The sequence below is a fragment of the Pleurocapsa sp. PCC 7319 genome (assembly GCF_000332195.1).
In the GTDB taxonomy this organism is placed as follows: Bacteria; Cyanobacteriota; Cyanobacteriia; order Cyanobacteriales; family Xenococcaceae; genus Waterburya.
This window is the reverse complement of the sequence record NZ_KB235922.1, coordinates 2735062-2747263: the sequence shown is the minus strand read 5'-3', so window position 1 is coordinate 2747263 and position 12202 is coordinate 2735062. Positions and strand designations below refer to the sequence as shown.

Genomic DNA, 12202 nt, shown 5'->3' with positions numbered 1-12202 from the left:
TTGAAAAATAAATGAACTAAAATCTATGTTAGTTTGTCTATACTATCTAGAGTTGGAGCGACAAAAATTGTTGTTATGAGGCAGAAACTGCAATACGGGATATTAATTTTAATTTGTAGTTCAATTTTATGGTTTGGTTGGACGCAACAAGCAGAAGCTAAGAGCGAATTGTATCAGCCTCAAATAGTCAACATTTTAGAGCGCCTTAGTTTTGGAACTACTTCAGAACAAGTACATCAGGTCGCAACTAATAGTATTGAGGCATATATTCAGTCTCAACTTAACCCACAACAAATTCCAGAGTCTCCCATAGTAGAACAGTTTTTGGCTGAACTGGATTTGAAGAATCAAGATCCACTTAAATTACATAAACAATTGGTGGAAAAGAGAAAGTTGCGTAATTCTTCGTCATCTGTTGCCCAAAAAGAAAAAGTACAAGAACAAATTTCACAGTTAAACAAAAAAGCTAGAGATCAAGCTACAGATGCTCGATTAGTAAGAGCAATCTATTCTTCTCGTCAATTACAAGAAGTAATGGTGGATTTTTGGTTTAATCACTTTAATGTATTTGCTGCTAAAAAGAACATAAATTTTTGGTTGAGTAGTTACGAAAATGAGATTCGAGCGAATGCTTTGGGGAATTTTCGAGACTTACTAGGAGCAACGGCAAGGCATCCAGCTATGTTGCTCTATCTGGATAATGTTTTAAATACTGCCCCTAATAGTCCTGGAGCAAAAGGACAATTTAAAGGTTTAAATGAAAACTATGCCCGAGAGTTAATGGAATTACATACATTGGGCGTTAATGGTGGTTATACTCAGGATGATATTGTTACTTTAGCCAGAATTTTTACGGGCTGGGGGGTAGATTATCAAGGCAAAAGAGGAGAGCAAAATGGATTTTTCTTTGATAAAAATCGCCACGATCGCGGTGAAAAAATATTTTTAGGTCACAAAATTACTGCTAATGGTATCGAAGAAGGTAAACAAGCTCTAGATATTTTGGCAACTCATCCTGCTACTGCAGGTTTTATCAGTTATAAGCTGGCTCAATATTTTGTTGCCGATCAACCTCCATCTAGCCTGGTAGACATGTTGACAGAGAAGTTTCTCGACAGCAATGGCAATATCAAAGTTATCTTAGATGCTTTAATTCATAGTCAAGAATTTAATAACCCAGAATATTACAATCAAAAATTCAAAACACCCTATCAATACTTAGTTTCCTTGGTTCGTACGGCTGAGATCGAACAGCCTGATTTTAAACGTATTCGAGGAATGTTAAGTCAGCTATCAATGCCAATGTATATGTGTGTCCCTCCCACTGGCTATAAAAATACTCAAGAAGCTTGGTTAAATCCTCAAGCTATGCTACAAAGAATCGGATTGGCTATGGCGATCGCCAATAATGCTTTAAACCGAGACTATTTGATTGAATATAAACAACTAGAAGCTAATTTTGGCGATCTTTCTCAGCGAACAAAACAGGTAATTGCTCAAAGTCCTCCTAAGTTGCGTTCAGCTCTAATATTGGGTAGTCCGGAAGCGATGTATCGCTAAAGTTAAAAAGTTAAGTTCACCAAGACATAATCGATACCTAAATTTATTACTAGACAAAATACTTTATTAAGTTGATGAAAAGAAGAAAATTTTTAACTGCTGCCAGCTTAGCAACCGTAGGAATGTTAATTCCAGTTGGTTTACATAGTTATATTGCTCAAGGAGTAACAGGCGCAACTAGTCGTAAACGTTTAGTAGTAGTTTTTCTGCGTGGTGCAATTGACGGTCTAAACATAGTGATCCCCCATCAAGACTCAGACTATTATCAGGCTCGACCCACTATTGCCATTCCCTATCCTCAGGAAAACAATGGTGCAATTGATTTAGATGGCTTTTTTGGCTTGAATCCTCAGCTCAGTGATTTGATGCCTATGTGGAAACAAGGTAGCCTCGCTTTCGTTCACTCTAGTGGTTCACCCGTAACTGAGCGTTCTCATTTTCAAGCCCAAGACTATATGGAAAATGGTACTCCAGGAATTAAAAAAACCACAGATGGCTGGATGAATCGCCTTCTTGGTGAATTGCCTCAGCAAAGAACTGCTCAAGCTTTGAATGTAGGAGTAACAACTCCATATATTCTGCGGGGGAAAATGCCCATAGCTAGCATGAAACCAGGAAGAAATTCGGCTGCGCCAACCCCCACAGATCGCCCTCAGATTAACAGCGCCTTTAGTAATTTGTATAGTGGGCAAGATGCTCTTAGTAAAGCTTATCAAGATGGACGTAAAGCTCGAGAGGTAATCCTGACCGAGTTAAAACAGGAAATGATGTATGCTTCTCGCGGAGCAAGCAATGTTAATGCTTTTGTTGATGATGCAGCGGAAGTAGCAAGACTGATGGTAGGAAATACTCAAACACAATTAGCATTCATGGAAGTTGGTGGTTGGGATACCCATATTAACCAGAACAATATACTCAAGCGATTACTACCTTCATTGGGTCTGGGTCTGGCAACACTAGTCAAAGGATTAGGAGAGGTTTATTCTGATACGACAATTGTTGTGATGTCAGAATTTGGGCGTACTGCCAAGGAAAATGGTAACAAAGGAACAGATCATGGATACGGTAATGTTATGTGGCTTTTGGGCGGAGCAGTTCGTGGCGGTAAAGTTTATGGCGAGTGGAAAGGTCTCAATCAGGCAGCGTTGCATCAAAATAGAGATTTATCTGTAACTACAGACTTTAGAGAAGTAATCTCTCTCATTTTGCAACAGCATCTATCTATTTCTAATGACGGCTTAAATAGAGTCTTCCCTGATTATCAATTTGCCAACAAAATTGATTTCTTAGTTTAGCTGAAACTTTTAGACCAAAACGATATCAGAAGTAGTTTAGCTGAAACTTTTAGACCAAAACGATATCAGAAGTAGTTCATCAAATACTACTATTCCAAATACTTTTTCCTTCATCTTCGTCGAAGCGATAGAATAGTGGTTCATCTTTAAATTGATGTTCATCAAGGACGTGATGACAAAGACCTTTATTAATCATTTGCTGCCCCAGTTTAATTGCATCTATTCGAGATACCTTAACTCTTTTAGAAATCCAATCTACAGCTTCATTACCTAAAAAACAACGCTGGTACAACTTTAATTTATAACGACGAGTTTTTACTTCTACACCATTTTCAGAACGCATTTCTGATGCTAGTTGTCTAACACTAATTCGATTTACATCTGTTTTAGATTTGACAGCAGTTGCAGATGCTGATTCTGAAGCAGAATGGTTTTCACCGTCTACAATAGAAGTCTTATCTAACTTATAGCTATTATTTTGCATCCAAATACCGACGCCATTTTTTTCTTTGATCAGCAAAGTTGGTATCTGAGAACGTTCTTCATGATCTAAATATTCTTCTCGACATTCTTTGATTGCCGCTTCTAATTCTTCTTTAGGAAAAGCTTTTACTCGCACAAAGGCTTTTCCATTATAGTTAATACCCGATATAATCTTGTCTTTGCCTTGTAACTTACAATACTGTACTTGTGTATGATCTAAGAAGAGCATTGGTAACCTTCTCCTAATCTTCCCCTATAGTTGATTGACCAACTGTCACAGCCGTACTCAGCGTAAACCGAGGGGAAAATCTGTGACAAAGTATGTGATCCATACTGTTATAAATTACGATCATCTTAATTGTTAGAATAATTAATTTTACTTGCGGTAAATAAAAGCAATTTCGGTATATTCAAAAAATAATAAGAACTATGTTTAACCAAAAGATAATTTTGCTGTTTCAATTGAGGTCAATTTACTTCAAAATATAATTTTGGAGAGTAATAGGCTAACACATATTTTTTACCAATGCTTAGCTCTTTTTGGGTCTTTAGCTCCCAGTAATACTAGGTTACGGCGACTTAAAACAGAACTTTCAGATTGAAAAATTAACAAAAGCCTTATCCAGAGGAACTTTCATCGATTTTGAAAGACCCTGTTACCGAGGACAATCTCTCTAAGGCTTATCTGAAGAGTGTTTTGAGACGATTACACCTATGTTTGGAGTATACCGCGATCGCTTTGTGGAAAAACGTATAGTGGCGGGTCTAATTCGCCCACTATGCCAGTTTAGCTCTTAGCTAAACGCGAAGCGGTTTTAATTTAATTATGGGTATTTAAGCGAAGTTGATATTAGACGTTTACTTTGGTTTGTATAATTACAAATAGTACGTTTGAAATAAATGATGACAATCAAAGGTAACTATCGGCAAATCACTCCAAAGTTGGCAAAAGCGTGTAAATTTAAACGTAGATTTGAAAATGATTATCCTGCTGGTGAATTAAGCAATTCAGATAATCTTAACCAGAATTATGCTATGCCTCAGATTGTTTTCTGGATTTGGTTTCTTGGAAGTGTTATGGGGTGGTGTTTAATTTGTAGTGATACTATTCAGGCACAGATTATCCCAGATGATTCCCTAGAAACACAAGTTAATGTTGCTGATAATGTGACTGAAATTTCTGGAGGAACTAGCTCAGGAAGTACTTTGTTTCACAGTTTTCAAGATTTTTCTGTTGCCACGGGGAATACTGCATTTTTTAATAATGCCGCGGATATTAGCAACATTGTGAGTCGAGTTACGGGAAGTAATACATCTAATATTGACGGTTTGATCAGAGCTAATGGCAATGCTAATCTAATTTTGCTCAACCCTAACGGAATTAATTTCGGTGCTAATGCCAGTCTAGATATTGGTGGTTCGTTTTTAGGTAGTACCGCAGATCAAGTAATGTTTGAAGATGGTACGGTATTTAGTGCCAAAGATACTCAAGCAGAACCCATGTTAACCATCAGTGTTCCGGTTAGTTTGCAATTGGGGCAAAATTCTGGGGCAATTCAGGTAACAGGTACGGGAAATATTAGTTTCGATGTTGAAGAGAATCCTGGTTTAGCAGTAACTCCAAGGAATACCTTCGCTTTAGTGGGAAATAACATTACTTTTAACGGTGGTGTGGTAACTGCCGAATCAGGAAGAATCGAGCTTGGTAGCGTTGCCAAAGGAGAAGTAAGTATTAGTGAGGTAACTGCGGGTTGGCAATTGGGCTATGAAGCAGTCACCGAGTTAGCTAATCTGCAGTTGTTAGCCGCATCTTCCCTGGGAAATCCGAATTTAGTTAATAATCCCGATGGTGGTATTCAGGTACAAGGCAAAAATATTACCTTAAAGCGATCGCAGATTTCAGCACCAACTCTAGCTGATTCACCAGGTGCTGGCATTAACATCAATGCCTCAGAATCACTTTCTCTTCATGGTGAAATCCAAGATGGCACAATTTCAGGTTCTAGGATACTCAACGAAGTCAGTCCAGAAGCGAGTGGAAAAGGTGGTGCAATCAACATCGAGACAGGTAGCTTGAATATCAGCGATCGCTCGTTTATTTCCAACACAACTTTTGGTGCCGGAGATGGAGGTAATGTAAATATCCTGGCATCAGATATAAATATCACTGGTACGGGATTTGCTGAATTTCAACAGACGTTTCAGCTTGCTCCTTTAAGCGGCGCTCTCCAACCAGAAGATCGCGGTACGGGAATATTTATCGGCACGACAGCAAATGGTCAGGCGGGAACTCTATCTATCAATACTAATTCCTTAAAACTTAATGAAGGGGCAATTATTTTTAGTCCGGTTTTCAGCTCAGGTATTGGTGGAGATTTAAACTTTCAAGCCGCTGACATTGAGCTTAATGCCTCAACAATGCAGAGCGGAGCGGTTATTGAAAGTAATACCAGAGGAAGTTTAGGAGACATCAACATTGAAACCAAGCGGTTAAATGTCCGAAATGGAGCAACCGTTATTAATGTTACTCTTGGTGATGCTGCTGGTGGAGATGTAAATATAACTGCTGATGAGTCTATAGAACTTATAGACAGCCCAATTGACACTATTGTTTTAACTGGAATCTACACAAATACTAATCAAGGTTTAGGAACGGGAGGAGATGTCAATATCAATACAGGAAAATTAAAAGTTGAAGATGCAGTTATTGGCAGTAATACAGGGGCTTTAGTACCGCCCGAGGGAATAATTACTGTAGGAGGTTTAGGAGGCAATATTAATATTCAAGCTGATGACAGCATTGAAGTAGGAGGAATACCCGCTAATCCAATATTTGATAGTGGTATTGGCTCAACTACTTATAGCCCATTTGACGCAGGAAATGTGACGATTTCTACTGATAAATTAATTATTCGCGATGGAGCGGATTTTGCCACAGCAACTGTAGGTGCAGGAGATGGAGGAACATTAACTATAAATGCCAATCAATCTATAGAATTAATTGGCACAACAAACCCTAATGGAATGAATCAAGGTGGTTTATTTGCGACTTCTGGAAGAGCTAACTTTCCTGATGTAAAAGCAACTGGTGCTTCTGGAGATATTGCCGTCAACACAGGGAAGTTAATCGTTCGAGATGGCGCAACTATTAACGTGCAGAGTTTGGCAACAGGAGATAGTGGAAATTTAGATATTGTTGCTGATTCTATTTTGCTTGATAACCAAGGAAATTTATCTGCTGGGACTCAATCTGGGGTAGGGGGAAACATTGAAATCAAGTCCAATACCTTGAAGATCGATCGAGGGTTAATCAATGCTTCTGTATCTGGCTCGGGAACGGGCGGTAATATTGAAATTGAAGCTAGAGACTCTCTAGAAGTTAATGCCTCTGGTTTTGAGTCGCTGTTAGAAACTTTTGACGATTTGAGGTTTCTGACTCCCGAATCGGCAACCATTATCGATCCCAGTGGGATTATTCAAGGAATCATTGCTGTTACTTTTGGAGAAGGTAATGCGGGCAACATCGCGCTTCAAACTTCCAACTTACAGCTTAATGATGGTGCTTTTGTAGGTACGGCTACATTAGGTAATGGTGCAGCAGGTTCGATGAAGATTGATGCCTCGGCAACTCTTACAGTAGATGCTTCCGTTATCACAGCTAGTACTATATTTACAGGTCCAGGTGGAAATGTTGATATTGATACTGGCTCCTTAGAGGTTTTGGCAGGGGGACAAGTTATTGCCTCAACTTTAGGTTCTGGAAATGGAGGTAACTTAACTATTGATTCTACAGACTCAATAACTGTAGAAGGTGAATTAGCCAACAATCTTTTATTAGCCAATACTGCCAGGGAAACTCAACCTTTAACTATAAATGGAGAAAACGAGGCAAATTCTACTGTCACACCTAATCGTCAGTTAAATATCACTAATGAAAGTGCGATTTCAGTTGCTTCTTCAGGGACAGGAGATGCAGGGACTCTCAAGCTCGATACCGATCTAATTTCCCTAGATCGACAAGGAACTATCTCCGCAGCTACTCAATCTGGAGAAGGCGGAGATATTGTTCTCAATGCTGAAAATTTTATATTGCGGAACGGGAGTACAACTACAGCAACTGCAGCAGAAAGCGGTAATGGAGGCAACATTATCATTAATGCTGATAATGTAGTTGTCTTAGAAGGCAGTCAAATTATTGCCGATGCCTTTAGGGGTGTAGGAGGAAATATTCAGATTGATACCCAAGGATTATTTGTCTGTGAGAAGTGTCAAATCAGCGCTAGTTCTCGATTAGGAATAGATGGGCAAGTCAACATCGAAACTTTACAGCCAGATCCTCAGTTAGAAATAGTTGACATACCTCAACAGCCTGCCCAAGCAAAAGAAGAGGTAGCTGTAGCTTGCCCCAGAGAAGGAATTTCAAATACCAGCGAGCTGACCCTTACAGGTAGAGGGGGATTACCACCCCGCCCTCAAGAACCTTTAAGCGGAGAATCTATCATTGCTTTTGATACTTCCGTTGATGGAGTTAAACAGTCAACGAATTCTACAACAAAAAGTCTCGCCACCTTACCACCTCCAGCCCGTGGGTGGTATAGGACTCCTCAAGGAAGGGTAGTTCTTACCGCTCAAGTTTCTGGGACTGTTGACAAAAATTCGAGCTTAGATGCCCTAGATTGCCATGCTCAATAAACAATAGTTAGGTGGATCAAGGAAAATGAGCGATTATTGAGCTAATCAAAACTTAAAGGGTATTTTTATTTCTTGTTCTATTCAATCTGTATAATTACTTACAGCTCGTTTGTAATAAAGATGAAGATCAAGATTGCTCATAAACTAAGCACTCCAGTGTGGATCAAGGCGCCTAAATTTCAGGGTGATTATCCTTTAGGTATACTCGGTAATTCCCATAGTCTTAGCAAGAATTTAGCTCTATCCCAAATTGGTTCCTGGGTTTGGTTTATTGGCAGCTTGACAGGATGGTTTTTGATTAATAATAGCTCTCTTAAGGCACAAATTACTCCTGATAGTTCTTTAGGAACTCAGGTTAATTCTGCTGACAATATTACAGAAATTACGGGAGGGGTGAGAGCGGATAGTAATTTATTTCACAGTTTTCAGGACTTTTCTGTAGCAACAGATAATAGTGCATTTTTTAATAATGCCTCCGATATTAGCAATATTATTGGTCGAGTTACGGGAGGTAATATTTCTAACATTGATGGCTTGATTAGAGCTAATGGTAATGCCAATTTAATTCTAATTAACCCTAACGGGATTAATTTCGGTGCAAATGCCAGCTTAGATATTGGTGGTTCTTTTTTAGGTAGTTCCGCAGATAGCGTTATTTTTGAGGATGGTACAGTATTTAGTACCAGAAATACTCAAGCAGAACCCATGTTAACCATCAGGGTTCCTGTGGGCTTGCAATTGGGACAAAACCCAGCTGCAATAAATGTTGAGGGAACAGGACACAATTTGAGTCTTGAAGCTCCAATTTTTTCACCATTTACCATTGGGGAGGTTGCGGGTTTAGAAGTTCAACCAGGTCGGACTTTAGCTTTAGTAGGAGGGAATCTCAATATTAATGGTGGAACTTTAACAGCAAAGGAGGGACGGATTGAGTTGGGCAGTGTGGCGGGAAGTATAGTTGATCTTAATCCTATTCCTCAAGGCTGGGAATTGAGTTACGATAACTCGCTTGTTTTTCAAGATATTAGTTTTTCTCAAAAAGCATTCGCTGATGCTAGTGGAATTAACAGTGGCTCTATACAAGTACAGGGCAAGCAAGTTTCGCTCCAAGATGGTTCGGCTATTTTAATTCAAAATCAAGGCGATCGAGTATCGGGAAATTTAGTCGTTAACGCTTCCGAGTCTTTAGAAATAAATGGAACTACTGCCGATGGAGGATTATCCAGTGGTCTGTTTACCGAAGCTTTGGGCAGTGGTAGTGGAGGAGAACTGGAAATTTCAACTCAGCAATTAACAATTCGAGATGGAGGAGTCGTATTATCCAGTACTTTTAGTGATGCCGAAGCGGGTTATGTAACGATTGATGCCTCAGAATCGTTGCAGATACTTGGGTTTTCAGCGGTGAACCCAAGTCGCTTCAGTATTATCTCAGGTCAAACGTTTGGTTCTGGAAAGGCAGGAGATATCAGCATATCCACCACGAAATTGACTGCTCTCGATGGAGGCAATATCGCTTCAGTAACTGGAGGGATAACTAGCAGTGGATCTGGAGGTCAGGTAAATATTAATGCCAGTGAATCTGTTGAATTGATCGGTGTTACTCCAGGGGTATTTACTCCAAGTCAAATAACAGCAGGAACTGGTAGTGCTGGTGATGCTGGAGACGTGACTATTGATACTCAGCAGTTAGTTGTGCGAGATGGAGGTCGAGTTGATGCTTCAACCACGGCAACAGGCAATGCTGGCAGTGTCACTATCAACGCTACTGATTCAGTAGAGGTAAGTGGTACTGTACCTGGCTCCATTAATCCTAGCTTGATCATTTCGTCAGCCAATATCCTAGATCCAGCTTTACAACAATTATTAAGACTGCCTCCAGTACCGAGTGGCAACTCTGGAGACATACAAATTAACACTTCACAGTTGAGTATTACCGATGGAGCTTTAATCACCGCTCGCAATGATGGATTGGGAAATTCAGGCAGTGTCAGAATTGATGCCGATTCTATCTATTTAAATAATGATAGTGGCATCACATCGGAGATAGGCATGATGCCGAATATATTTTTAAGTGATGAAAGCAGTCTTCCAGGACAACCTAGTTTTGGTAACAATTTCAGTATCGAATCTCCTCAAAACTCAGAAAATGTTCAAGGTGGAGGCATCGATATTTCGACCCAGCAGTTAGTCGTTGAAACGGGAGCCACTATCTCTACTAACACTTTCACAAATTATCGAGGTGGAAATATAACAATCGATGCAGCTGAAGATGTTCGTGTTCAAGGTTTTTCAGCGGTTAATCCGAGTATGCTGAGTTTTATCAGTACTTCCTCCTTTGGTACTGGGGATGCTGGAGATTTGAATTTATCAACGGAAAAGTTAACTATTCTTGATGGAGGGAGGGTAGGAGCTGGCACTTTGGGAGTTGGTTTAGGTGGAGATATCAATGTTAAGGCAACAGAATTGATCGAAGTTATAGGAGCTGAACCCAGCCAAGCTGTAGCTAGCCTTCTGGGAGCTTCTAGTTTGGGAGCTGGAGATGCTGGTAATTTAACTATAGACACTACTAGATTAGTCGCACGGGATGGAGGAAGAGTAGATTCTTCTGCTGCTGCAACAGGCTCGGCAGGCAATGTTAATATTCAAGCTTCTGAATCCATTGAAATTAGTGGGACAGTACCTGGAAGCACTGATCCTAGTCTCATTAGTTCGGGTGCTAATATCGAAGATGAATTAGCCCAACAGATTTTAAGATTGCCTGCTCTACCCAGTGGCAATGCAGGAAATGTAACCATCAAAACTGGAGTATTGAAAATTACAGATAGAGCTGAGGTTTCGGTAGTTAACGAAGGTTTGGGAGATGCGGGAACGCTGGAAATTGATGCCGATTCAATTATGCTCGATAATCAAGGTAGTTTGTCTGCGGCGACTAGGTCTGGTGTTGGAGGTGATATTACTCTATCGACAAAAAATGTTTTTTTGCAAGGAAATAGCACTGCTACCGCCAGAGCAGCAGGAATTGGCAACGGTGGTAACATCAGGATTGATGCCGATAATGTAGTTGTTTTAGAAGCTAGTCAAGTTATTGCCGATGCCTTTATGGGCATGGGAGGGAATATTCAGATCGATACTCAAGGATTATTCATCTGTGGAGAATGTCAAATTAGTGCCAGTTCTCGATTGGGAATCGATGGACAAGTAAACATCGAAACCCTACAACCAGATCCTCAGCTAGAAGTAGTCGATTTACCTCAACAGCCGGCTCAGAAACAAGAAGAGGTTGCTGTTGCTTGTCCAAGGGAAGGACAATCTAATACTAGCGAGCTGACTTTTACAGGTAGAGGGGGATTGCCGCCTCGTCCCCAAGAACCTTTGAGCGGTGAATCTATCATTGCTTTTGATACTCCTATCGATCAAACTAAACAGTCAACGAGTTCCACATCAAAAAGTGTCGCCACATTACCTGCTCCAGCCCGTGGATGGTATACAACTCCTCAAGGGAAAATAGTTCTTACTTCCCAAGTTTCTGGAACAGTTGCCAGTAATTCGATTCAAACTACCTCTGATTGTCACGTTCCAAGAAAAGAAGTTAGGTAAATGAAATCGAGAGGGATTATTGAATCCATAAAATCTTAAGCTGAAATTTAAATTCTCGATCGTTTAAGTCTCTGTAATTATTTAATACCTAATAGCTCATAGCTGATAGCTAAGATCTTTAACTACTAACTAAAACCCTCCGTACCGAATACTTGAGTCCAGTAAACATCGAAGTCTGGATTTTCGGGAGTTCCTGTTATATCGTCAGGAGCATCTTCATAGCCCACACCTAGATGAGTAAATTCGGGGTTAAGAATATTTTCTCTATGACCAGTACTACTCATCCATCCTTCCACTACTGCTTCGGGAGTGGTATACCCTGCTGCTACATTTTCTCCTAATCTCGTCCAATCATAACCTGTTGCACTAACGCGATCGCCTAGGCTTGCTTCTCCAGGAAGTTGATGAGACATTTGATCTGCTCGTACCATCTCGTCTGTATGTAAATTAGCTGCCTGATCTAACTGGCTATCTATTGATAAAGAATCTAGTCCTACATTTGCCCGTTCAATGTTGACTAATTCAAGTATTCTTTGGTCGAATTGATCAGAAGACATTAATAATCATTTTGATTC

6 protein-coding genes are annotated in these 12202 nt (G+C 40.0%); 4 read left to right on the top strand and 2 right to left on the bottom strand.

Going from position 1 to position 12202, the window contains the following annotated elements; genetic code table 11:
* Positions 1 to 75 precede the first annotated feature (75 nt).
* Both PLEUR7319_RS0116375 and PLEUR7319_RS0116370 read left to right on the top strand, forming a co-directional pair.
* A complete protein-coding gene (locus PLEUR7319_RS0116375; RefSeq protein ID WP_019506303.1) occupies positions 76 to 1560 on the top strand; it encodes a DUF1800 domain-containing protein in 1485 nt (494 codons plus the stop codon).
* A 74-nt stretch (positions 1561 to 1634) separates the two neighbouring features.
* Positions 1635 to 2855 (top strand): DUF1501 domain-containing protein, encoded by a 1221-nt coding sequence (locus PLEUR7319_RS0116370; protein WP_019506302.1) that lies wholly within the window; start codon positions 1635 to 1637, stop codon positions 2853 to 2855.
* A gap of 79 nt (positions 2856 to 2934) precedes the next feature.
* Here PLEUR7319_RS0116370 and PLEUR7319_RS38255 read toward each other — a convergent pair whose 3' ends face one another.
* A complete protein-coding gene (locus PLEUR7319_RS38255) occupies positions 2935 to 3567 on the bottom strand; it encodes a DEP domain-containing protein (RefSeq protein WP_019506301.1) in 633 nt (210 codons plus the stop codon).
* Between the two features lie 671 nt (positions 3568 to 4238).
* Here PLEUR7319_RS38255 and PLEUR7319_RS35695 point away from each other — a divergent pair.
* A complete protein-coding gene (locus tag PLEUR7319_RS35695) occupies positions 4239 to 8030 on the top strand; it encodes a filamentous hemagglutinin N-terminal domain-containing protein (protein ID WP_083892497.1) in 3792 nt (1263 codons plus the stop codon).
* 120 nt (positions 8031 to 8150) lie between these two features.
* Entirely contained in the window at positions 8151 to 11627 is a 3477-nt protein-coding gene (locus PLEUR7319_RS0116355) for a filamentous hemagglutinin N-terminal domain-containing protein (protein ID WP_019506299.1), read from the top strand.
* Between the two features lie 125 nt (positions 11628 to 11752).
* Here PLEUR7319_RS0116355 and PLEUR7319_RS0116350 read toward each other — a convergent pair whose 3' ends face one another.
* Positions 11753 to 12184: a CAP domain-containing protein gene (locus tag PLEUR7319_RS0116350; protein WP_019506298.1), complete on the bottom strand. Its 432-nt coding sequence runs from the start codon at positions 12182 to 12184 to the stop codon at positions 11753 to 11755.
* Positions 12185 to 12202 lie beyond the last annotated feature (18 nt).

Excerpts from the sequence above, each read along its gene's own strand:
- PLEUR7319_RS35695 (WP_083892497.1), top strand. The coding sequence starts at position 4,239 with ATGATGACAATCAAAGGTAACTATCGGCAAATCACTCCAAAGTTGGCA.
- PLEUR7319_RS0116370 (WP_019506302.1), top strand. The coding sequence starts at position 1,635 with ATGAAAAGAAGAAAATTTTTAACTGCTGCCAGCTTAGCAACCGTAGGA.
- PLEUR7319_RS0116355 (WP_019506299.1), top strand. The coding sequence starts at position 8,151 with ATGAAGATCAAGATTGCTCATAAACTAAGCACTCCAGTGTGGATCAAG.
- PLEUR7319_RS38255 (WP_019506301.1), bottom strand. The coding sequence starts at position 3,567 with ATGCTCTTCTTAGATCATACACAAGTACAGTATTGTAAGTTACAAGGC.
- PLEUR7319_RS0116375 (WP_019506303.1), top strand. The coding sequence starts at position 76 with ATGAGGCAGAAACTGCAATACGGGATATTAATTTTAATTTGTAGTTCA.
- PLEUR7319_RS0116350 (WP_019506298.1), bottom strand. The coding sequence starts at position 12,184 with ATGTCTTCTGATCAATTCGACCAAAGAATACTTGAATTAGTCAACATT.